We start from the raw sequence: 21,967 nt of genomic DNA, 5'->3' as shown, positions 1-21,967 counted from the left end.
GCGGTGCGCCCCTGCGCCCTGCGCCCCTGCGCCCCCGCGTGCGCACCGTAGGCTTGCAGGCATGGCGAAGCAGGCTGCCGGGGCGACCCCGGCGATGACGGCACTCACGAAGCTCGGTATCGACTACGTCGTGCGCGGTTACACGCACGACCCGGCCGAGTCTGATTTCGGGGGAGAAGCCGCGCGCGAGCTCGGCGTCGCGCCCGAACGGGTGTTCAAGACGCTGCTCGCAGACATCGACGGCACCCTCACCGTCGCAGTCGTGCCGGTGTCGGGCATGCTCGACCTCAAGGCACTGGCTGCCGCCGTCGGCGGTAAGCGCGCCCGCATGGCAGAGCCAGAGCTCGCGGAGCGCAAGACAGGCTACGTAGTCGGCGGCATCAGCCCCGTGGGGCAGCGCACGAGTTTGGCTACAGTCATAGACATATCCGCGCCCGAGATGCCAAGCATATTCGTCTCGGGGGGCCGCCGCGGGCTCGATATCGAGCTGTCGGCGGCCGATCTCGCGCGCGCCACGCGCGGCACGTTCGCGGCGATCGCAAAGCACTGATCTGGGGGCGGATCGGCCCGGTGATTGGGATCCGCGGGCTCCAGGTGCCGCATCACCGCTCGCGCCGCGCCCGGCTTCGCGGGGCGATTCGCTTTGCCTCGAGTTTCCGTGCTAAATTATTCTCTGTTCGGCCGGTGAGAAACCAGTCAGACAGATTCGCGCGGATGGCGGAATTGGTAGACGCGCTAGCTTGAGGTGCTAGTGCCCGTATTAGGGCGTGGGGGTTCAAGTCCCCCTTCGCGCACGTGAATCGAGTAAGGCCCCTGCTTCGGCAGGGGCCTTCTTGCGTTTCGCGTGGCCCGGCGCGGCCAGGCGCCCCGATCACCGGAACACACGATAATCACCGGAGCACACGAAGTTTGCGGCAATTAACGTGTGCGCTGGTGACTAACGTGTGCGCTGGTGACTAACGTGTGCTGTGATGACGAGTTGCTTCTTGCGCCCTTCGCAACAGGCAGGGTGCGCGCCCCGCGCACCGTGCTAGTTTTGCTCCATGGCTCATGTCGACATCGCCGCCGTGAGCTACACGCTCTCTGACGGGCGGCCACTTCTCTCTGAAATCTCCTTCGCCGTGGGCAGCGGTAAGCGGGTCGCGCTCATCGGCGCGAACGGTGCTGGCAAAAGCACGCTGCTGAAGATCGTCATCGGCGAACTCGCCGCAGACTCCGGTGCGATCGCCAAGACTGGCACGATCGGCGTGATGCGCCAGTTTATCACCGGCGGCACCGTGCGCGGGCTGCTGCTGTCGGTGTCGCCGCCGGCGCTGCGGGAGGCCGCCACGAGGCTCGCGAGGGCCGAGGAGAAGATGCACGAGGCCGGCACCGAGAAATCGCAGCTCGCGTTTGCGAACGCGGTTACGGCCTGGGGCGACGCCGGGGGCTACGACGCAGAGGTGCTGTGGGATACGTGCACGGTCGCGGCGCTTGGCGTGCCCTACGACGACTGCCGAGACCGTGCCCTCACGAAGCTGTCGGGTGGCGAGCAGAAGCGGCTCGCGCTGGAAGCGCTGTTGCGCGGCCCAGACGAGATCTTGATTCTCGACGAACCAGACAACTCGCTCGACGTGCCGGGCAAGCGATGGCTCGAGGAGCAGCTGCGTGCCACAGAGAAAGGTGTGCTGTTCGTCAGCCACGACCGCGAGCTGCTCGCGCGCACGGCGACGTCGATCGTCACCCTAGAGCTTGGGGCAGTGGGGAGCACCGCCTGGATTCACCCGGGCAGCTTCGCCACTTACCACGAGGCCCGCAGGCAGCGGTTCGCCCGCCTCGACGAGCTGCGCAAGCGCTGGGACGAGGAGCACGCCAAGCTCCGCGAGCTCATGCTGATGTACAAGCAGAAGGCCGCCTACAACTCAGACATGGCGTCGCGCTATCGCGCAGCGCAGACCCGCCTGGCACGCTTCGAGGAGGCCGGGCCCCCTGAGGAGCAGCCGCACGACCAGCACCTCGAGATGCGCCTGCAGGGCGGTCGCACTGGTAAGCGGGTGCTCGTGTGCGAGCGGCTCGAGCTCACGGGGCTGATGCTGCCGTTCGACTTCGAGGCCTGGTATGGCGATCGCGTCGCCGTGCTCGGCTCCAACGGCTCGGGTAAGTCGCACTTCTTGCGGCTGCTCGCCGCTGGTGGTAGCGACCCGGCCCCCGAGCATGCGCCCGTGAGCGAGGCCACGATAGCGCCGGTCGCCCACAGCGGGCAGGCGAGGCTCGGGGCGCGGGTACGGCCGGGGTGGTTTGCCCAGAATCAGGGCAGGCCAGACCTTGTCGGTCGCACGCTGCTCGAGATCTTGCACCGCGGAGACGAACACCGGGCGGGCATGCCGCGCGAGGAGGCCGCGCGGGCGCTGGCGCGCTACGAGCTTGCACGCTCGGCCGAGCAACTCTTCGAATCGCTCTCGGGCGGGCAGCAGGCAAGGTTTCAGATCTTGCTGCTCGAACTCGGGGGCGCGACGCTGCTGCTGCTCGACGAGCCGACCGACAACCTCGACCTGGTGTCGGCCGAGGCCCTGCAGCACGCGCTCAGCCGCTTCGCGGGCACCGTCGTTGTCGTCACGCACGACCGTTGGTTCGCGCGCGATTTCGAACGCTTCCTGATCTTCGGGAGCGACGGCTCGGTGCGGGAGTCGGCGACCCCGGTGTGGTCGGAGGCCCGGGTCGAGCGCGATCGGGGCTAGCGGAGCCCTGGGTCGTTTGTCGTGCCGAGCCGTTCGAGTAGGCGGTCGGGTAGCAGCGCGCGGAGCGGCAGCGCGAGCCGGTAGCGCCAGTCTGAGACGAGTACCGGCTTGCCCCGGTAGAGCGCGCGGAGCCCCTCGCGCGCGACCCTCCCGGTGTCGGCCCACGCGATCGACGGGAGCGCGGGGAGGTGATCTTCGCCCATGCGCTCGTGAAACTCGGTCGCGAGCAGCCCGGGGCACAGCGCCGTGACCCGGAGCCCGCTGGCCCGGTAGCGCGCGCTCAGCGAGCGCGACAGCGAGACCGCGGCCGCCTTGGCTGAGCCGTAGCTGCCGCTCGGCAAAAACGCTGCGGCGCTTGCGACGTTCAGGATCCACCCCGAGCCGCGCTCGAGCATTCCGGGCACTGCCGCGTGAGCGAGCCGCAGCGGTACCCACGAGAGCAGCTCATGCAGCCGGCGCTCCTCGGTGATGTCGCTCGCCTCAAAGCCCGCGTAGACGCCGAACCCGGCATTGTTGATGAGAATGTCGATGGGGCGCTCTTCGGCGCTCAGGCGCCCGGCCACGGCCTCCAGCGCAGCTGATGCCGTGAGGTCGGCGGCGAGTACCTCGACGTCGACCCCGTATCGACTGCGCAACACGTGGGCGAGCCGCTCGAGTCGCGCGGCGTCGCGGGCGACGAGCACGAGATCGACGCCGAGTGCCGCGAGCTGCCGCGCGAACTCCGTGCCGAGGCCCGCAGATGCGCCGGTGATAAGCGCACGATACGACATGGCCGCAGTGACTCGCTACTTGGCCGCGGCAGCAGCCGCGCGCTTGGCGGCCTTGTCGATCTGCTCCTGAATGTAGGGGAGCGGGTCGATGGGCACGCCCGATCGCCGGAGCGCGAGGTGCAGGTGGTCGCCGAATGACATGCCGGTGTTACCCACCCGGCCAATCTGGTCGCCGATCTCGATCGTGTCGCCGACCTTTCGATCGTGCGAATCGACCTGCATGTGGCAGTAGCGGCTCGTGAGGGTCTCCTCGCTGACCTTGTGCTGCAGTTTGATGCTGAAGCCGCAGCCGTCGTTCGCGTACCCGGCCTCGATGACGACACCGGAGCCGATCGCGAGCACCGGCGTGCCACCGGGGGCGGCGATGTCTTGGGCGTCGTGGAACTGTTCGACGGGGGCGGTGCGGTAGGCGAAGCCGTCGGTGAGCGGGTAGTCGCGATCGAACGCGTTGCGAATCTCGGTGTTCTCGAGCGTCGCGGGGTCGACGAGGCCGGCCTCTGGCGTGATCTGCTTGTACGAACCCGGGTCGACGCCAAGCTCGACCGAGCCGATCGCGTCGAGCGCGTCTTGTGAGCCAGAGGTCTGAGAGCTCTGCAGCTGCTGCGCAGCGTGAGCGGCCGCTGCGTCGACGTCGCCGAAGCTCGAGGAGAACGCCGGCATGGTCGTGGTCACAGCCAGTGTTCCGACGCACGCGAGCGAGAACGTAGCGGCGACGAGCTTCTTTGCCGTGCGACGCTTCGTTGGTGCGACCTGTGCGGTGAGAGTGTCAGGCTCCGTGGCTTCGGGGTTGCCGCCAAGGGTGAACTCTGGCAGCGGTGTCAGAAACAGCCCGCCTGGGGGAGTGCTCTCCTCCTGGTGAAGCTGTTGCTGTGCCTCCCGTAGGGAACGTCGACTCGGATACGCAGTCGGCTCTTGCGGGGAATCAGACATGTAGTAATCGTCAGCGGGAGATCGACTTCATGAAAGCACCGAACCGCTTCACCCGGGCCTCCATAGCTGGAATTGTGCAACCATAGCAGACCGAACAGCGCTCTGGCGAGTGTCGCGGAGCGCCCGCGAGGGGGGAGCGAGCGCGGGCTTCGACGGCCGTTTCGGCAACAATTCGGCAACGATTTAGGTAATGGGTTGCGAATCCAGGCGCTTGCGCGGGCAAGAAACTCCGGGCCTATCTGGGGTTTCATGACCGCTTTCCGGGCTCGAGTCGCAGCTCTTCGCCTGCCCAGCGACGGCGCAACCACCGGTCATGTGACGCGACAACGACGGTTCCTGTGAACTCCATGACAGCGCGCTCGAGGGCGTCGGCGAGCGCGAGCGACAGGTGGTTTGTCGGCTCGTCGAGCAGCAACAACTCGGGCGGCTCGGCGAGCAGAATAGCGAGCGCCAGTCGTCGCCGTTGGCCGACGCTGAGGGCGCCGAGCGGCTGCGACTCATCGCGCGCGGCGATCAGCCCAAACTGCGAGAGCGGAACAGCCTCGGCGAGTTCGGGCCTGACGCCGTCGACGTACGTCTCGCTCACGGTGCGCGCGGTGCCACGGCCGCTCGGGTCGGCGAACTCCGTATGCTGCCGCAGCAGGCCAACGCGCGGCGCCCCGGGCAAGCGAAGCTCGCCGGCGGTGAGCGCAATGGACCCGGTGAGCGCCCCGAGCAGCGTCGATTTCCCCGCGCCGTTCGGGCCGGTGACGAGCAGCTTCTTGCCCGTCTCGACACACACCGTGACGGGAGCGAGCCGCCCCGCGACGGCTGCGCCCGTGGCCACGATCGCCGGGCCATCATCGTTCGTGTCGCGCGCCCCGCGAATTCCCGCAAACGTGAGCTCGGCCGGCGGCTCCGAGATCTGTCTCGCAGCAAGCGCCTCGAGCCGGGATCTGGCGTCATTGACGCGGCGTGAGACCACCTTGGCGTTTCGATCGGCGTAAAACTTTTGCGCCATGCGGGTCTCAGTGCGGGGCTTCCACTCCTCGTGGCCGACGGTGTGGCTCGTGCCAACCGCCGCCCGCAGGCGGCGCAGCTCGCTCTGTTCCGCTGCGAACTGCTCCTCCCATCGCACTCTCGCCGCTGCGCGCGCCGCGAGGTACTCGCTGAAGTTACCTCCGAAGCGCGTGATGCCAATGCCGCTTCCTGTCCCGTCTTGCACGAGCGGGGCGGTGCGCATCTCGGGCTGCGGCGCCGGGTCGAGATCGACGAGTGCGGTCGCCGCCTCGTCGAGAAAGGCGCGGTCGTGGCTCGCGAATAGCACCGGGCTGCGCTGGCGCTGCAGCACGCGCACCAGGTACTCGGTCGCGCTGTCATCGAGGTGGTTGGTCGGCTCGTCGAGCAGCAGCACATCGGGCACGTTGAGCAGCACCCAGGCGAGCCCGAGGCGTGCGCGCTGGCCGCCGGAGAGCTCCCCGGTCAGTCGATCGCGCGGCAGCTCGGCGATGCCAAGGCCGGCGAGCATCTGTTCGACGGTCGCGTCAAGCTGCCAGGCGTCGAGCCGTTCGGCGTTGTCGAGCGCCGCGGAGTAGTCGCGTTCCGCGCTCGCGGGGTGCAAGCCCGAATGCTCTGTCGAGGGCAGCCCATTCGAGGCTCCCGCGAGCGCTGCGCCGGCGCGGTCGAGTTCGTCGAGCGCTGCCCGCACGGGGGCGGTCGCAGCGCGCAGAGCTTGTTCAATGGTGTGGCTCGGGGCGAAGGGCTGCTCCTGGTGGAGCAGGGCAACGCGAGCGGCGGTGGCCCCTGGGGTGACCGCGACTGCGCTGCCGCCGGCGGGCTGGTCGATTCCGCCGGCGATGCGCAGCAGCGTCGACTTGCCAGACCCGTTCTCGCCGATCAGGCCGACGCGGGAGCCCGCAGCGACCGTGAACGAAATGTCGGTGAGCACGCGGCGCGCGCCGAATGTTTGCGAGACCCCCTCGAACTTGAGATGCGTCGCCGCGGTGGGTGAGGTGTGCAATATGGAGGCTCCAACTGTGATCAAAGGGCCCGGCTGCGCCGAAGCTCGCCGATCTTTACGGTGATGACCCCGGCGACGATGAGCCCGGCGCCGAGCCACTGCAGCGGTGTCGGCACGACCGCGAGCAGCACGATCGTCCACACAATGCCAAACAGCGGCTCCGAATAGCCGGTGAAGCTCGAGACGGTCGCGCCCAGTCTGCGGGAGGCCGCCACCCCCAAGAGATACGACAGTACCGTAGAGATCAACACCATCCCCGCGACGACGAGCCACGGCGACACCGCAACACCGGCGATCTCCGTCTCGGCAGAGCTTACAGCGAACGGCAGCGCACCGGTGGCGCCGGCGACGAGCAGGGGCACAGCCCCAACGCACAGCCCGAGGCCGACGAAGGGCAGAGTGGGAATGCCGTGGTCGCTCGCGGCGCCGGTCGCGTAGTATGCGGCATTTCCGGCCGCGGCGATGAGCGCGAAGGCGATCCCGAGCGGGTGCAGCGAGACTCCGGCGAGCACGCCGGAGATTGCGACGACTCCGAGCACCGCGATGCCTGCGCCGAGCAGGGTGAGCGGCGACGGCGCGACGCGGCTTCGCGCCCACATCCAGAACACGAGCATCACCGGGCCCGTGAACTCGATGAGCAACGCCAGGCTCGGCGCAATGAATTGCACCGCGAGAAAGAAGGCGAGCTGGCACCCGGCGATGGCGAGCACACCGAACACCAGCAGCTGCGGCCACGCGCGCCGCACGAGGCCCCACTGGCCGCGCAGCATGATGAGGGTTGGCCAGAGCAACACGAGCGCCGAAAGCGTGATGCGCGCGGTCGTTGCTGCGCCGGCTGACCACCCCGCCTGCATCAGTGCGCTCGCGAAGCTGCCAGAGAGAGCGAACGAGGCGGCTGAGCCGACGGCGAGCAGAAACCCGGTCGCGGCTGTGCCCTGGCCAGGGTTGTGTGCCTGCATGAGACCCTCTCGACTTCGGCGGCGGTGGGCCGTACCCACGAGGCGACGTTCGCGTGTTCGGCGCCGGGCAAGCGAAGCGAGAAGCCCTCGCGCCCTAGCCCGAGCGTAACAGGGAGTATCACTGGTCGCACAGGGGCCGGAGCGGGCTATGGTGGGAGCATGGCTACCGAGCACGTTGGCGAACTGTCAGAGACCGCGAGGATCGCGCGCGACCTCATCCGCATCGACACCTCAAATCGTGGCGGGGGAGACGCGAACCCGGAGCGCCCGGCGGCCGACTACGTCGCCGCCTATCTGCGCGATCTCGGCCTCGACCCGGTGATCATCGAATCGGCGCCCGGCCGCGCAAGCGTCGTCGCCCGCGTGGCGGGGCGAGAAGCCGAGCTCCCAGCGCTCGTGCTGCACGGCCACCTCGATGTCGTGCCGGCCGACCCGGCAAACTGGTCGGTCGACCCGTTCGCGGGCGTTGTGAAAGATGGCCTGCTGTGGGGGCGCGGCGCCGTCGACATGAAAGACATGGACGCCATGATTCTCACGGCGATCGCCGAGCTGCTGCGCGCGGGCGAGAGGCCCCGGCGCGACGTCGTGCTCGCGTTCTTCGCCGATGAGGAGAACGGCGGCATCTACGGCTCGCACCACCTCGTCGAACACCACCCCGAGCTGTTCGAGGGAGCCGGCACCGCAATCAGCGAGGTCGGCGGCTACTCGATCGACATCGCTGGCAACCGCGCCTACCTCATTCAGACGGGAGAGAAGGCGCTCGACTGGATCAGGCTGCGCGCCCGAGGAACCGCCGCGCACGGCTCGCGCGTCTGGCACGACAACGCGGTGACGCGCCTCGCGGAGGCGGTCGCCGCGCTCGGCCGGCACGAGTGGCCGATCGCGCTGTGCGATACGACGCGCGAGCTCGTCGACGAGATCGCGCGACTTGTCGGGGAGGATCCGCGACAGATCAACCCGGAGGAGCTCGTGCTGAGCCTCGGCAAGGGCGCGGGTTTCGTGCAGGCGAGCCTGCGAAATACTTCGAACCCGACGGTGCTCACGGCGGGCTACAAACACAACGTGATTCCAGACACCGCCGAGGCCCTCGTCGACGTGCGCACGCTGCCGGCCGAGCGCGACGCGGTGCTCGCCCAGATCCAAGAGATCGTGGGCGAAGACATCGAGATCGAGACGGTGCACTCCGATATTGGGCTCGAGGTGCCGTTTGCCGGGGAGCTCGTCGAGGCGATGAGGGCGGCGCTTGAGGCCCATGACCCCGGGGCCAAGGTGCTGCCGTACCTGCTCTCGGGTGGCACCGACAACAAGGCGCTCGCGCGGCTCGGCATCACCGGTTACGGTTTCGCGCCGCTCAGGCTGCCGGCCGACCTCGACTTTCCCGGGATGTTCCACGGGGTAGACGAGCGCGTTCCCCTTGACGCCCTTGATTTCGGGCACCGCGTGCTCGCCGATCTGCTCCGCTCCTACTGAACCCACAGTGGCGTGTGAGCTAGTCTTGACGACGGCTCGCAGCGCGCGCCACGAGACGGAAGGCCACTCACCGCATGGGTATTTTCGAGGCGATCATCCTCGGCATCGTTCAGGGGCTCACTGAGTTTCTGCCGGTTTCTTCGAGCGCACACCTGCGGGTGACGAGCGAGCTGCTCGGCATTGGCGATGCGGGGGCGGCGTTTACCGCGATCACGCAGATCGGCACCGAGGCCGCGGTCATCGTGTTCTTCTGGCGCGACATCGTGCGCATCATCGGGCGCTGGGCCAAGTCGCTCTCGGGCAAGACTGTGCCGCGCAACGACCCCGACGCGAAGATGGGGTGGTGGATCATCCTCGGCACGATACCGATCGTGGTGCTTGGGCTGCTTTTCCAAGACGCGATCGAGACGACGCTGCGCTCGCTGTGGTTCACCGCGATCTCACTCATCGTGTTTGGCCTGCTGCTCGGCGTCGCCGATCGCGTCGGGCAGAAGGTGCGCCCCATCGAGAAGCTCACCTGGAAGCACGGCCTCATCTACGGCCTCGCCCAGGCCGCCTCACTCATTCCCGGGGTGTCGCGCTCCGGCGGCACGATCACCGCGGGCCTCTTCATGGGCTACAAGCGCGAGGCCGCGGCCCGCTACTCCTTCCTGCTCGCAATCCCGGCCGTGCTCGGGTCTGGGTTCTACCAGGTCTTCAAGGTCATCAAGTCGCCCGAGAACCAGACGCCTTGGAGCATGACGATCGTCGCCACCGTGGTCGCGTTCGCGATTGCCCTCGTGGTCATCGGGTTCTTCATGCGCTACATCTCGAAGCGCAGCTTCATGCCGTTCGTGATCTACCGCGTGCTCATCGGCGCGGCCATCATCGTGCTGCTCATCACCGGGGTGCTCACCCCGGGCGGAGAGGTGCCCGCAATTGCTTGGGAGGGAGCCGCCCAGTGAGAACCTGGACCCCGCCCGTGACCCCCAAACTCCCGGGGCACGGAGAAGCACCACGCCTGTTCAACACCGCGAAGGGCCGGCTCGAACACCCGGCGATTCAAGACGGCCGCGCGACGCTGTATGTGTGCGGCCTCACGCCCTACGACGCGACCCACATTGGGCACGCGTTCACCTACACGACGTTTGACACCATGCAGCGGGCGTGGCGCGACGCCGGCATCGAAACGGTCTACGCCCAGAACATCACAGATGTCGACGACCCGCTGCTCGAGCGGGCGAACGCCACCGGGGTTGACTGGCGCGCCCTCGCCGACGAACAGATTGGGCTGTATCGCTCCGACATGCACAGGCTCGGCATGCTGCCACCCGAGCACTTCGTCGCCGTCACCGAGGCGATCGAGGAGATCGCCTACGGAGTGAAGCAGCTCGTCGAGCGCGGCTTCGCCTACAGCGTCGCAACGCCAGACTCCGCCGCCGGCGACGATATCTACTTTGACGTGCGCGGCGCCCAGAAGGATTCGCAGTGGCGCCTCGGTGACGTCGCCCCCTACGACAGGTCGCTGCTCGAAACACTGAGCGCAGAGCGCGGGGGAGACCCCGAGCGCGAGGGCAAGCGAGACGTGCTCGATCCGCTGCTGTGGCGCGCGGCCCGCGCCGGCGAGCCGAGCTGGGAGTCGCCCGTCGGTGAGGGGCGGCCGGGGTGGCACATCGAGTGCACCGTCATCGCAAGGCAAGCGCTCGGCGACCTCTTCACCGTGCAGGGCGGCGGGCACGACCTCGTGTTCCCGCACCACGAGTTCACCGCCGCGCACGCGACTGCGATCACCGGCAAGCCGCTCGCGCACGCGTTCTGCCACGCAGCGCTCGTGTCGTACGAGGGCCACAAGATGTCGAAGTCGCGCGGCAACCTCGTGTTCGTGTCGAAGCTGCTCGACGGTAGCCACGCCGGGCACTGCGTCGACCCGGCCGCGATTCGCCTCGCGCTGCTCGCTAACCACTACCGCAGCGAGTGGGAGTGGTTCGACAGCGACCTCGAGCGCGCCGAGCGCAGGCTCGCAGCCTGGCGCGAGGGGCTCGGGCGCACGGGAGGGGAACTCGTCTCGGCGACGACGGTGCTGCAGCAATTGCGCGCGGCCCTCGCGAACGATCTCGACACGCCGGTGATGCTCGCCACGCTCGACGCCGCGCTCGACGCGGGCGTTGACGACCCGGGTCTCATCGCCGACGCGATTCAGTCGCTGCTCGGCGTGCAGCTCGTGCGACCGGAGGGCTGCCAGGCCTGACGCTCACCGGGCAGCGGGCAGCGGGCACCTGGCAGCATGACGTTGCTGCTGGCTAGTTGCCCGGCGCCTCATCGGAGTCATCGTTCTCGGGTGCGTTGCCTGGAGCAGCGGCGGTGTCGCCGGCTGCCGGGTCGCCGGCTGCCGGGTCGCCGGCTGCCGGGTCGCCGCCAGGCTGCTCGTCGACACGCGAGTCTTGCTCGAGGAACTTCTCGAACTCGGCTGCGAGGGCATCGCCGGTGGTCTCGGCAGCAAGCGCCTCGTCGCGGGCGTCTTCGAGGCTGCGAATGTAGCGCGTCATATCGTCGTCGTTCTCGGCGATGCGATTGATGTTGCTCTCCCAGTCGGTGGCCTGAGCGAACAGCTCGCCGCGCGGAATGACGATGTCGAGTAGCTCCTCGAGCTTGTCGAGAATCGCGAGGGTGGCCTTCGGCGAGGGCGCCGAGTGCACGTAATGCGGCACCTGCACCCACAGCGACAGGCTATCGATCGTCGCCGCCTCGAGCGCCATGTCGACCGCTGAGACGATGCCAATTGGCCCCTCGTAGTCGCTGCGCTCAGCGCCGTAACGCTCCCGCAGCTCGGGGTCTTCGGCCGAGACGCTCGTGATGATTGGCCGCGAGTGCGGCGCGTCGGAGTACATTGACCCGAGCAGCACAACGAGGTCGACCCCCCACACCTCGGCGAGCTCGACGATCTCGTCGGCGAAGCCCTCCCAGTCACGACCCGGCTCATAGCCAGGTAAAAAGAACAGGTCGTGTACGGGCGAGCCGTCGATGCGCGTGATCGATTCGTGGCCGGCGGCCGGCTCCGCTGCCGGGGCTCCCGGCCGGTGCACCGTGCCATACAGCCGAGTGTCGGGCCACTCGATCGACCGCTGCCCGTGCTCGTCACGCAGCATTCTGGGGCGTTGCAGCTGCAGATCGACGAAGCTTTCGCCCCCGATGATGTGGAGCAGCTCGGCGCCCTGCAGCCTGATGAGATGCTGCAGCGCCTCGGTTGTCGCGTCGCCGGCATCGCTCCAGCCCTGGAACGCGGCGATGAGCACGCGGGGCGCGAGTTCAGCGTCGGTCGAATGGTTCACACACTCCAGACTATCTCGCGACTGGGGGAGCTCGCCGACCGGAGGTAGGATTAACCAAATGACGACTCAGACGACCACCGCCCTGCCAGCGGCAGCCCTGTGGGACATGGACGGCACCATCATCGACTCCGAGCCGCTCTGGATAGAGGCCGAACTCGCGATGCTTCGCCGCTACGGCCTGAGCTTCCCCGAGGGCATGGAAACCGAGCTCGTCGGCCTCGGGCTGCGGGCCGCGGCCGCGCACTTCCAAGACTTTGGTGTGCCGCTGAGCGCTGACGAGATCATCGACGAGTGGAGCGAAGCGCTCATTGCGGGCGTCGCCCGCACGCGCCCGAACTGGGTTGCTGGCGCGCCCGAGCTGCTCGCGGGGTTTCGCGAGCTCGGGATCCCGAACGTGCTCGTCACCATGTCGGTGCGGCGCATCGCCGACGCCGTGGTTGCGCTGTTGCCAGAGGGCACCTTCGCCGCGATTATCGCTGGCGACGAGGTCGAACACGAGAAGCCACACCCAGACCCGTACCTGCGCGGCGCGGCCGCCGTTGGCGTCTCGCCCACCAACTGCGTCGCCTTCGAAGACTCGCGGCCCGGTGCGGCGGCGGCCGTTGCGGCCGGCGCGGTGACGATCGCTGTGCCCGGCATCGTACCGCTGCCCGCGGGCGCCGCTCACGTCGTGCGCGAGAGCCTCGTCGGCCTCGACGCCGCAGGGGCGTGCGCGCTGTGGGCGGAGCACGCCACAAGCGCGGGCAGCGCGGGCAGCGCGGGCAGCGCGGCTAGCGCCACCGACGGGGCCGACGCTCCGGCGCTCAGCGGCCCGTTCCGCTTCGGCGACCGCGTGCAGCTGACCGGCCCCAAGGGGCGCATGAACACCATCACGCTCGAGCGCGAGGCAGAGTTTCACAGCCACAAGGGCATGATTCGGCACGCCGACATCGTCGGGCTCCCAGACGCCTCAGTCATAGCGAACAGCAGCGGCGAGGAGTACCTCGCGCTGCGGCCGCTGCTCTCAGACTTCGTGATGTCGATGCCGCGCGGTGCGGCGATCGTGTACCCGAAAGACGCGGCACAGATCGTCTCGCTCGCCGACATCTTCCCTGGTGCCCGCGTCGTAGAGGCCGGCGTCGGCTCGGGGGCGCTCTCGCTGCATCTGCTGCGCGCCGTTGGCCCAGAGGGCGAGGTGCACTCGTTCGAGCGCCGCGAGGAGTTCGCCGAGATCGCGCGCGCCAACGCCCGGGCCTACGCCGGGGCCGACCCCGCGAACTGGTGGGTGCGGGTCGGCGACCTGCAGCAGGAGCTGCCGAACGCGCTTGCGGCGGGCACCGTCGATCGAGTGGTGCTCGACATGCTGGCCCCGTGGGAGTGCGTCGACGTGACCGCCGACGCGCTCGCGCCCGGCGGAGTGGTGATTTGCTACGTCGCCACCGTGACCCAGCTCTCGCGCACGGTCGAGCAGCTGCGGCGCTCGGGGCGCTTCACGCACCCGCAGGCCTCGGAAACGATGGTGCGCGGCTGGCACGTTGAGGGCCTCGCCGTGCGCCCAGACCACCGGATGGTCGGCCACACCGGCTTCCTCGTCACGGCGCGCAAGCTCGCTCCGGGCACGAACCTGCCGAGCCTGAAGCGGCGCGCCTCGAAGAGCGATTTCTCTGAGGCCGACATGGCGAGCTGGCTGCCCGACATGGGCCCAGACGGCGACCCAGGGGCCTGGAGCGAGGAGAGTGTCGGCCAGCGCGTCAAGAGCGACAAAATTCTGCGCAAGAAGGCGCGGGAGGCGCAGCGCATCGCCGAGCACCGCGCCGGCGTCGATGCTGCGGGTGCGCCGGCCGCTCCCGAGACCACTGACCACGCGGGCGCGTAACGCCCGAACCCCAGCGATAGCCCGGTAGGATGGGCTGGTTCGCATTCGACGCACTCGAGAGGTGTTCCATGCTTCGTCGCATTGCCCCAGCGGTTCTTACCGTCGCCGTATCCGCCGCAGTTCTCACCGGCTGCAGCTCGACCGATGTCGTCGAGGTGGATCGCGGTGAGTGCGCGCCCTCGCTTGGCGCCGGAGCACTCAGCGACAGCGTCGTTGTGCTCGGCGGTTTTGGCACCGAACCTGAGGTCTCGATTCCGACCGACACGGAAATTCCCGTGTCGCAGCGATCGATCGTTGACGCCTCGGGCGTCACGCCCGGCGCGAAAGTCGCGGAGAACGACACGATCGCCTCGGTTAACTTCGCGTTCTACGACCAGGCGACCGGCGACAAGCTGTTCTCGAGCGCGGGCTTCGGCGGCAAGTCGGATGGCAAGGAGTTCTTCGTGCTCGCCGAGGAGATGCTCAACCCGTTGAGCGCCGCCGTGCAGTGCGCAGTTCCGGGCGAGCGCGTCGTGCTCGCGATGAGCCCGCAGGATGCGCTGCCGCTGAGGCAGCAGCTCGGCGGCACCGCGGATTCAGCCCTCGTCGCTGTGATGGACGTCGAGGGTGTCTCTGGCTTCAAGGCCGAGGGGCGATCGAAGGGGCTGCCAAACGGCTTCCCTGCCGTCGTCACCGACGAGACAGGTCAGCCCGGGCTCGTGCTCCCACCGAGGGACGCGCCGGTCGGCATGAAGTCGGGCGTTCGCGTCGTTGGCGACGGCGAAGAGGTCACTGAAGACGAGCGGTTGCTCGTGCAGATGTTCGCGGTGAGCTGGGACGGCTCGGTGCTCACGAACACGTGGGCCTCTGGCGGCCCGCAGCTCATGCCGGGTGAGGTTGAGGCCGCAGCGCAGGGACTGACCTTCCGCACGGAGCTCACCGGCAAGAAGATCGGTTCGCAGGTGGTCATCACCGAGGGCGGCGAGAACGCCCGCGTTGTCGTGCTCGATATTCTCGCGGCGGGCTAGTTCGGCTGCACAGTGGCCAGGTCGAGGGTTCCGAGCGAAGAGCGCGTTTTTAGCCTGGTGCTCGCACTGGTTGCGAGCTCCAGCGGGCTGACGAAGCACGAGCTGCTCTCTTCGGTCTACGGGTACTCCGACCGCTACCGCGAGAACACGCAGCGCGCCTCGCTCGAGCGACAGTTCGAGCGCGACAAGGAGCAGTTGCGCCAGCTCGGCATTCCCGTCGAGACGATCGACTCGCCCGGCGAGCCTGGCAACAACCAGCTGCTGCGCTACCGCATCTCGAAGGCGGCGCTTGAGGTGCCAGAGGGGCTCACCTTCAGCGACCGCGAGCTGATGATGCTGCGCATGGCCGTGCTCGCCTGGCGGGAGGGGAGTCTCACCGACGAGGCCAGGCGAGCTGCGATGAAGCTCGAGTCGCTCGGCGGCGGGCGAGACGCCCTGAGCCTCGGCGTGAGCGCCGGGTTCGGCATGTCTGAACCCTCGGCCCCGGCGCTGCTCGGCGCGATCGAGGCCGGCCAGATTGCGGAGTTTGGCTATCAGCTGCCGCAGCGCGACCTGCCGCTCGCCCGCAGGGTGTTTCCGCTGCAGCTGCATCGCTTTGAGGGCAGGTGGCACCTCATCGCGTTTGATGCTGATCGTGCAGCCACCCGCGTCTTTCTGCTCGCCCGCATTGCCGGGCAGGTCTCCGTGCGAGACTCCCGTGCCGATGAGCCTGAACGGCCGGCAGACGCAGCCGAGCGCGTGGCGCAGGCGGTGGCCGAGCTGCAGCAGCTGCAGCGCGACACTCGGGTGCGACTGCGGGTGCTGCCGCGCACTCGCGCCGAGGCACGATTCTCGCCGGGGGCCGACGCGACGATCGAGCCCGATGGCTCGCGCGTGCTCGAGTTCGGCACGACAGATCTGCACGAGCTCGCGGCGCTCGTCGCAAGCTACGGCTCTGAGGCGGTCGTGCTCGAGCCCGCGGTGCTGCGCGACGCGGTGGTGTCGCTGTTGCGCGCCGTCGACGCAGTGCACGGCGGCGAGCGTGCCGCGGGTCTCAGCGGCGGAATGGGGGAGGGCGCATGAGCCGTTCGTTGCTCGCAGCAGACCGGGTGCTGCTGTTGCTCTCACTGGTACCGTACCTGCGCGAGCACGGGCCGACGCGGGTCGCTGAGCTTGCGGAGACCTTCGAGGTGGATCCGCGCACGCTGCGATCGCTCATCGGCTTTCTCGGCACCGCGGGGATTCCGGGCGAGACCCTGTCGTATCAGCACAACGACCTCTTCGACATCGACTGGGACGCGCTCGAACAAGACGACACAGTGTCGCTCACTCACACCGTCGCGATCGAGGAGACGCCGCGCTTCTCTGGGGCAGAAACAGCGGCCCTGTTGGCTGGCCTAGCCGCGCTGCAGCCGCTGCTGTCGCCCGCCGACGCCAGGCTCGCCGCCGAGCTCGGCGCGCGGCTCGGCGAGGCCATGGGTCGGGCCGAGGTGCCGGCCGTCGTCGTCTCTCAGGCAGAGCCCCGCGACGAGCTCGCGGTGCTCGTTCGGGCGATCGAGCGCGGCGCGCCTGTGCGCTTTAACTACCGCGACGCCACGGGTGCCGAGAGCAGTCGCACCGTGCTGCCCGAGACGCTGACAGAGCGCGAGGGCGTGTGGTATCTCCACGGCTTCAACGTCGAGCGGCAGGCACAGCGCACGTTCAGCGTGGCCCAGCTGACCGAGCTCACCGAGCTGACCGGTGGCGCCGTGCCAGCGGGGGGCAGCACCGCGGGGCAGGCGGCACCATCGTCACCTGCCAGCTCCGGCGGCAGCGGCCGGCCGGCCGCAGAGGAGCGACAGGGCAGCGAGATGCTTGCGCTCGTGCCGGTACGCCTGCTCGGCGCGATTCGCGGCTTCGCGCCCGAGGTCGTCTCCGACCCCGAGTCGGCAGGGCTCGCTATCGCCGTGCCTCCCGGGCGGGCGCTCGTGCGGGTCGAGGCGTGGCACTCAGGCGCGGCGGTGCGGCTCGCGCAGCACGGCCCCGGCGAGATCGAGATCGTCGCCCCGCCTGCGGCGCGCGCCGCGGTGAGCGCCTGGGCCGAGGCCGCACTCTCGGCGTACGGCGAGTAGCGCGGCTGTTCTAAGCCGGGAAACGATACACTGTCGCCATGGCGAAACAGGCGCGGTCGGCGCGCAACCGAGAGGGGCGCATGAGCCTCGGCGAACACCTCGTCGAACTCCGCAAACGCCTGATCTACGCTGCGATTGGGCTCGTGCTCGGCCTCATCGGCGGCTGGTTTCTCGTTAACCCGGTGTGGGACATGCTGCGCAAGCCGATCAACGACCTGCAGCTCCAGGGGCGCGAGGCGACCCTGGCATACGGCTCGATTACCGAGGCGTTCGACCTGCGCATTCAGATCGCGCTGTTCATCGCCGTGGTGATCACCGCGCCGATCTGGCTGTATCAGATCTGGGCGTTTCTTGCCCCCGGGCTCACGCGACGTGAGAAGCTCTACGGCGTCGGGTTTCTGGCGGCCGCGGTGCCTTTGTTTCTCGGCGGGGTGTTCGCCGCCTGGATGGTGCTGCCCAACATCGTAAAGCTGCTCGCGAGTTTTCAGCCGATCGAAGACGCCTTCTTCTTGCAAGCTCGGCTCTATATCGACTTTGCGGTCAAGCTGCTCCTCGCAGTCGGCGTCGGCTTCGTGATGCCGGTCGTGCTCGTCATGTTGAACTTCGTTGGCATTCTGCGCGGCAAGACGATTCTCAAGAGCTGGCGCGTCGCGATCATCGTGATCGTGCTGTTCGCGGCGATCACGACGCCCGCAGCTGACCTCTGGAGCATGTTCTTGCTCGCAGCGCCGATGGTCGTGCTCTTCTTCATCGCCGTCGGCATCGCGCTGCTGCACGACCGCAGGGCCGACAAGCGCAGAGCAGCCGAGTTCGAGGAGTACGGCCTTGATCTCTCGGAGCCAGACCTCAGCGAATTCGACGACGACGCGGGCGCTTCGGCGAAGCCCTCGAAACCCTCGGCTCCCAAACCCCGAAAGGTGCGCGGCGACACGTGAACGACTCGGCCCTTGCCCACTTCGAATCGCGCCTTGAGTACCCGCTCGACCCGTTCCAGCGCAACGCCTGCGAGCGGCTCGAGGCCGGTCGCAGCGTGTTGGTCGCGGCCCCAACGGGGTCGGGTAAGACGACGGTCGCCGAGTTCGCGGTCTATCTCGCGAGGCGCGAGCGCGACGCAAAGATCTTCTACACCGCCCCGATCAAGGCGCTCTCAAACCAGAAGTTCCACGAGCTCTGTGCCGAGTACGGCGAGAGCGAGGTCGGCCTGCTCACGGGCGACGTGAACATTCGCGGCAACGCGCCCATCGTGGTGATGACCACCGAGGTGCTGCGCAACATGATCTACGCCGACTCCGAGGCGCTCCAAGACCTCGCGTTCGTGGTGCTCGACGAGGTGCACTACCTCGGCGATCGCTTTCGCGGCGCGGTGTGGGAGGAGATCATTCTGCACCTGCCGCGCACGGTGCGGCTCGTCTCGCTGTCGGCGACGGTGTCGAACGCCGAGGAGTTCGGCGACTGGATGCACGCGGTGCGCGGCGAGACCGACGTTGTGCTCTCGGAGCACCGGCCGGTGCCGCTCTACCAGCACGTGCTCACCACGAAGGCGCTGCTGCCGCTGTTTGTCGGCCGCGACGGCGAGCTCGCGCGGGGCGGCAGGGTGAACCCCGAGCTGCGTGTGCTCGGCGGCAGGGGTCGCGGATCCACCGGCGACCGGCGGCGCTCGCGCGGCGGCCCCCCACAGCGCAGGGCGAGGCGCATCTCGCGCGGCGACATCGCGCGCGCGCTCGACGAGACCCGGCTGCTGCCCGCGATCGTGTTCATCTTCAGCCGCAACGGTTGCGACCAGGCCGTGCGGCAGTGCCTGTACGAGGGCATCGCGCTCACGAACCGCGAGGAGCGCGAGGAGATTCGCCGCGTCGCGCACAAGCTCGTCGACAGCCTGAGCCCCGAAGACCGCCGCGTGCTCGAAACACGCGAGTGGATCGCGGGCCTCGAGCGCGGCGTTGCCGCGCACCACGCTGGGCTCTTGCCCGCGTTCAAGGCCGTGGTCGAGCAGCTGTTTCAGCGCCGGCTCGTGAAGCTCGTGTTCGCGACAGAGACGCTCGCGCTCGGCATCAACATGCCAGCGCGCGCCGTTGTCATCGAGCGGCTCGACAAGTTCAACGGCGAGCAGCGCGTGCCGCTCACCACGGGTGAATTCACGCAGCTCACCGGCCGGGCGGGGCGCCGCGGCATCGACGTCGAGGGGCACTCGGTCGTCGTGTGGAGCGACGCGGTCGACGTCGACGAGCTCTCGCAGCTCGCAGGCACCCGCTCGTTCCCGGTGAAGTCGACGTTCAGGCCGACGGCAAACATGGCGGTCAACCTGCTGCAGCGCCTCAGCTACGAGCAGGCGCGCGACACGCTCGAGCTGTCGTTCGCGCAATTCCAGGCAGACCGAGCGGTCGTCGACCAGGCGCGCGAGCTCCAGGCGGCACAGGCGTCGCTCAAGGGCTACGAGGCCGCCGCCGCCCGCGCGAGCGGCTCCGACAAGAAGCGCTGGGAAGATCGCGCGCGCAAGCTTCGCCGCCAGCTCGAGCGCGGCAGGCGCCAGGTCGCAAACAAGACAGGCACGATCGCCCGCACCTTCGAGCGCGTCGTCGAGGAGCTCGTCGAGCTCGGCTATCTCGAGGGCGACACGAAGCGCGGGGAGCTCTTAGTGGCGCCCTACGGCGAGCTGCTCAGGCGCATCTATGGCGAGCGCGACCTACTCATTGCCGAGTGCCTGCGGCTCGACCTCTGGCGCGGGCTCGACGCGCACGGGCTGGCGGCGATGTGCTGCGCGCTCACCTACGAGCCCCGCCGCGATGACGAGGCGGTGGATCGCGGCCCCGGCGGCAAGTTCGGTCAGGCCTTTGACAGGGTGCTCGACCGGTGGATCGTGCTCGACGATCTCGCAGAGCACTACCGCCTGCCTCGCGCCGACATGCCGCACGCTGGCCTCGCTGCCGCGATGTATGACTGGGCGAAGGGCGTCACGCTCGAGCGCGTGCTCGAGTCGAGCGGTCTCGGCGCCGGCGACTTCGTGCGCTGGGCCAAGCAGACGATCGACCTGCTCGACCAGGTCTCGCAGGCCTGTGACGTGGCGGTCGCGCACGCGGGGCTCGCCGACGACGCAGTGCGGCTTGGTGTGCTCGGCGGGCTCGCGCGCGACGCGAAACGCTCGATTCGCCGCGGCATCGTGGAGGCGTCGAGCACATCGTGAGTGCTGAGAAAGCAGGCGCCGCCATGTCTGATGGCCTCGCCACGTCGACGACGCTCAGCGGCCCTCCGGCCGTCGCGCGGCTGCCGTGGTGGATCGCGCTGCCGGCGGCCGGGCTCGGCGGCTGGCTGTTCGACCTCGCGAACCCCGGGGCAGCGATCTGGCCGCTCGTGTTCCCTGCGCTACTGCTCATACTTGCGAGCTGGTGGCAGCAGCGCATCGGCGTCGCCGCCCTCGCCGGGCTCGCGGCCGGAGCCGCGTTCTGGTTCTCGCACCTGAGCTGGCTGACGCTGTACCTCGGGCCGGTGCCCTGGCTCGCGCTCGGCAGCGTTATGACCGCGTGGTTCGTGTTGCAGGGCATGGTGACCGCGGTCGCAACCCGCGGGATCGCGCGCATGGGCGCCCGGAGGCGCCTGCCGGGCGCGGCGATCGCCGCGGCACAGGCCGTAGCGGCCTCTGGCATCTGGGTGCTGCGCGAGGGCGTGCAGGGCAGCTGGCCCTACGACGGTTTCGCCTGGGGCCGGGTCGCCCACGTGTTCGCGGAGAGCCCGCTTGGCGCGCTCGTCTCCTGGCTTGGCTTCGCGGGGCTGAGCGCCGCCGCGGTGCTCGCGATGGCGTGCATCGTTGCTGCGGCTGCGGCCACGCGCGCAGGCCTTCGCGCGGCGCTTCGCGGGGGAGCCGCGGCGGCCCTCGTTGTCGCAGTCGCGGGCGTCGGGCTCGCGTTCGTGCCGCCGGCTGAACTCGACCGCACCGGCGAGCTGCGCGTTGCCGCGGTGCAGGGCAACTCGAAGTCTGGCATCTTTGACAACCGCGAGGCAGGCGATGTCTATGCCGACCACGTGCTGGCGACAGAGCGCCTGCTTGACGAGCTCGAGGCCTCCGGTGACGGCGTCGACGTGATCGTGTGGCCCGAGAACTCGGCGGAGTTCGCGATCACCGACAATCCGCTTCGCGGGCGCGAGGTTGCGCTCCTATCGCAGCGAGCTGACGCTCCCATCATCGTTGGCTCGATCCTTGCAAACGACGACGGCACCTACACGAACAGTTCCGTGGTGTGGGGGCCAGACGGTCAGGCCGAGTCGGCCGCCGGCACGCGCTACGACAAACGCTTCCCCGTGCCGTTCGCCGAGTATATGCCGAACCGCGATTTCTTCCACGCGCTCGCGCCCGAACTCGTCGATCTCGTGCAGCTCGAGTACGCGCACGGGCAGTTCGCCCCAGTGCACGGCGTGCCGGCGCTCGGCCGCGAGGTCGTCGCGGGCGTTGCCATCTGCTTCGACATCATCTTCGACGATCAGGCGAAGCGCATGGTTGACGAGGGCGCCGAGGTGATCTTCGCGCCGACGAACAACGCCGACTTCGGCCGCACCGACGAGAGTGTGCAGCAGCTGCAGATAGCGCGGCTGCGCGCCATCGAAACGGGGCGCGCGGTCGTGAACATCTCGACGGTCGGCACGAGCCGCATCATCGCGCCCGACGGTACGAATGTCGACGCGCTCGAGCCGTTCACGAGCGGCGCCATGGTCGCGACGGTGCCGCTCGTGAGCGGTACAACCCCCGCGGTCGCGGCGGGGGCGCTCGGCTCGACCCTGTGGATGCTCGCGGGCGCAGCGGGCATCGTCGTCGGCGCAGTCGGGCTTCGCCTCAGGCGGTAGCGCTAGCGGCTGAGGGCGTGGCTGCGGGC

Annotated in this window: 17 protein-coding genes, 1 tRNA gene and 1 pseudogene; 14 read left to right on the top strand and 5 right to left on the bottom strand. The window is 68.8% G+C overall.

What is annotated here, in order from left to right; translation table 11 throughout:
• Positions 1-61: 61 nt before the first annotated feature.
• The 3 genes from ybaK to ABD115_RS07300 all read left to right on the top strand — a co-directional run bounded on the left by ybaK (position 62) and on the right by ABD115_RS07300 (position 2,717).
• Positions 62-550 (top strand): Cys-tRNA(Pro) deacylase, encoded by a 489-nt coding sequence (gene ybaK, locus ABD115_RS07310; RefSeq protein ID WP_343959700.1) that lies wholly within the window; start codon positions 62-64, stop codon positions 548-550.
• 158 nt (positions 551-708) lie between these two features.
• Positions 709-794, top strand: a tRNA-Leu gene (locus ABD115_RS07305).
• A 249-nt stretch (positions 795-1,043) separates the two neighbouring features.
• The gene (locus ABD115_RS07300) at positions 1,044-2,717 is read left to right on the top strand and encodes an ABC-F family ATP-binding cassette domain-containing protein (RefSeq protein ID WP_343959699.1); all 1,674 of its coding nucleotides are present in this window, start codon (positions 1,044-1,046) and stop codon (positions 2,715-2,717) included.
• On the opposite strand, the gene ABD115_RS07295 is transcribed toward ABD115_RS07300, so the two are convergent.
• The 4 genes from ABD115_RS07295 to ABD115_RS07280 form a co-directional block, all read right to left on the bottom strand.
• On the bottom strand, positions 2,714-3,487 hold the full coding sequence (locus ABD115_RS07295; RefSeq protein WP_343959697.1) for an SDR family NAD(P)-dependent oxidoreductase: 774 nt from the start codon (positions 3,485-3,487) through the stop codon (positions 2,714-2,716). The genes ABD115_RS07300 and ABD115_RS07295 overlap by 4 nt on opposite strands.
• Positions 3,488-3,502: 15 nt before the next feature.
• Positions 3,503-4,417 carry a M23 family metallopeptidase gene (locus tag ABD115_RS07290; protein WP_343959695.1) on the bottom strand — a complete coding sequence of 305 codons (915 nt, stop codon included), beginning with the start codon at positions 4,415-4,417 and terminating at the stop codon, positions 3,503-3,505.
• 247 nt (positions 4,418-4,664) lie between these two features.
• The gene (locus ABD115_RS07285) at positions 4,665-6,416 is read right to left on the bottom strand and encodes an ABC-F family ATP-binding cassette domain-containing protein (RefSeq protein ID WP_343959693.1); all 1,752 of its coding nucleotides are present in this window, start codon (positions 6,414-6,416) and stop codon (positions 4,665-4,667) included.
• Positions 6,417-6,436: 20 nt separating this feature from the next.
• Positions 6,437-7,375, bottom strand: a complete 939-nt coding sequence (locus ABD115_RS07280; RefSeq protein ID WP_343959691.1) for an EamA family transporter — start codon at positions 7,373-7,375, stop codon at positions 6,437-6,439.
• Between the two features lie 159 nt (positions 7,376-7,534).
• On the opposite strand from ABD115_RS07280, the gene ABD115_RS07275 reads away from it, so the two are divergent.
• The 3 genes from ABD115_RS07275 (at position 7,535) to mshC (ending at position 11,072) form a co-directional block, all read left to right on the top strand.
• Complete coding sequence (locus tag ABD115_RS07275; protein ID WP_343959689.1) at positions 7,535-8,845, top strand: M20/M25/M40 family metallo-hydrolase; 1,311 nt, start codon at positions 7,535-7,537, stop codon at positions 8,843-8,845.
• Positions 8,846-8,919: 74 nt separating this feature from the next.
• Positions 8,920-9,789, top strand: a complete 870-nt coding sequence (locus ABD115_RS07270; RefSeq protein ID WP_343959687.1) for an undecaprenyl-diphosphate phosphatase — start codon at positions 8,920-8,922, stop codon at positions 9,787-9,789.
• Complete coding sequence (gene mshC / locus ABD115_RS07265) at positions 9,786-11,072, top strand: cysteine--1-D-myo-inosityl 2-amino-2-deoxy-alpha-D-glucopyranoside ligase (protein ID WP_343959684.1); 1,287 nt, start codon at positions 9,786-9,788, stop codon at positions 11,070-11,072. Before ABD115_RS07270 ends, mshC begins: the two co-directional genes overlap by 4 nt.
• A 52-nt stretch (positions 11,073-11,124) precedes the next feature.
• On the opposite strand, the gene ABD115_RS07260 is transcribed toward mshC, so the two are convergent.
• Entirely contained in the window at positions 11,125-12,153 is a 1,029-nt protein-coding gene (locus ABD115_RS07260) for a PAC2 family protein (RefSeq protein WP_343959682.1), read from the bottom strand.
• Here ABD115_RS07260 and ABD115_RS07255 point away from each other — a divergent pair.
• The 8 genes and pseudogenes from ABD115_RS07255 to lnt form a co-directional block, all read left to right on the top strand.
• Positions 12,047-12,772, top strand: a pseudogene (locus ABD115_RS07255) (HAD family hydrolase); the annotation flags it as partial. The gene ABD115_RS07260 and the pseudogene ABD115_RS07255 sit on opposite strands and share 107 nt — an antisense overlap.
• 96 nt (positions 12,773-12,868) lie before the next feature.
• Complete coding sequence (locus ABD115_RS07250) at positions 12,869-14,008, top strand: tRNA (adenine-N1)-methyltransferase (RefSeq protein WP_343959890.1); 1,140 nt, start codon at positions 12,869-12,871, stop codon at positions 14,006-14,008.
• 68 nt (positions 14,009-14,076) lie between these two features.
• Positions 14,077-15,015 carry a peptidylprolyl isomerase gene (locus ABD115_RS07245; protein WP_343959680.1) on the top strand — a complete coding sequence of 313 codons (939 nt, stop codon included), beginning with the start codon at positions 14,077-14,079 and terminating at the stop codon, positions 15,013-15,015.
• Positions 15,016-15,027: 12 nt separating this feature from the next.
• A complete protein-coding gene (locus tag ABD115_RS07240; protein ID WP_343959678.1) occupies positions 15,028-16,077 on the top strand; it encodes a helix-turn-helix transcriptional regulator in 1,050 nt (349 codons plus the stop codon).
• Positions 16,074-17,105, top strand: a complete 1,032-nt coding sequence (locus tag ABD115_RS07235; protein ID WP_343959676.1) for a helix-turn-helix transcriptional regulator — start codon at positions 16,074-16,076, stop codon at positions 17,103-17,105. The genes ABD115_RS07240 and ABD115_RS07235 overlap by 4 nt, the downstream gene beginning before the upstream one ends.
• Before the next feature lie 38 nt (positions 17,106-17,143).
• Positions 17,144-18,040: a twin-arginine translocase subunit TatC gene (gene tatC, locus ABD115_RS07230; protein ID WP_343959674.1), complete on the top strand. Its 897-nt coding sequence runs from the start codon at positions 17,144-17,146 to the stop codon at positions 18,038-18,040.
• Positions 18,037-20,286, top strand: coding sequence for a DEAD/DEAH box helicase (locus ABD115_RS07225; RefSeq protein ID WP_343959672.1), 2,250 nt, complete (start codon positions 18,037-18,039; stop codon positions 20,284-20,286). Before tatC ends, ABD115_RS07225 begins: the two co-directional genes overlap by 4 nt.
• Complete coding sequence (gene lnt / locus ABD115_RS07220) at positions 20,283-21,938, top strand: apolipoprotein N-acyltransferase (RefSeq protein WP_343959670.1); 1,656 nt, start codon at positions 20,283-20,285, stop codon at positions 21,936-21,938. Before ABD115_RS07225 ends, lnt begins: the two co-directional genes overlap by 4 nt.
• Positions 21,939-21,967: the final 29 nt, after the last annotated feature.

Origin of the sequence: Leucobacter albus, assembly GCF_039528015.1 — a bacterium.
In the GTDB taxonomy this organism is placed as follows: Bacteria; Actinomycetota; Actinomycetes; order Actinomycetales; family Microbacteriaceae; genus Leucobacter; species Leucobacter albus.
This window is presented reverse-complemented; position numbering and strand designations above follow the sequence as displayed.

Coding starts and splice junctions, on each gene's coding strand:
- ybaK (WP_343959700.1), top strand. CDS start 62: ATGGCGAAGCAGGCTGCCGGGGCGACCCCGGCGATGACGGCACTCACG.
- ABD115_RS07300 (WP_343959699.1), top strand. CDS start 1,044: ATGGCTCATGTCGACATCGCCGCCGTGAGCTACACGCTCTCTGACGGG.
- ABD115_RS07295 (WP_343959697.1), bottom strand. CDS start 3,487: ATGTCGTATCGTGCGCTTATCACCGGCGCATCTGCGGGCCTCGGCACG.
- ABD115_RS07290 (WP_343959695.1), bottom strand. CDS start 4,417: ATGTCTGATTCCCCGCAAGAGCCGACTGCGTATCCGAGTCGACGTTCC.
- ABD115_RS07280 (WP_343959691.1), bottom strand. CDS start 7,375: ATGCAGGCACACAACCCTGGCCAGGGCACAGCCGCGACCGGGTTTCTG.
- ABD115_RS07275 (WP_343959689.1), top strand. CDS start 7,535: ATGGCTACCGAGCACGTTGGCGAACTGTCAGAGACCGCGAGGATCGCG.
- ABD115_RS07270 (WP_343959687.1), top strand. CDS start 8,920: ATGGGTATTTTCGAGGCGATCATCCTCGGCATCGTTCAGGGGCTCACT.
- ABD115_RS07245 (WP_343959680.1), top strand. CDS start 14,077: ATGCTTCGTCGCATTGCCCCAGCGGTTCTTACCGTCGCCGTATCCGCC.
- ABD115_RS07235 (WP_343959676.1), top strand. CDS start 16,074: ATGAGCCGTTCGTTGCTCGCAGCAGACCGGGTGCTGCTGTTGCTCTCA.
- tatC (WP_343959674.1), top strand. CDS start 17,144: ATGGCGAAACAGGCGCGGTCGGCGCGCAACCGAGAGGGGCGCATGAGC.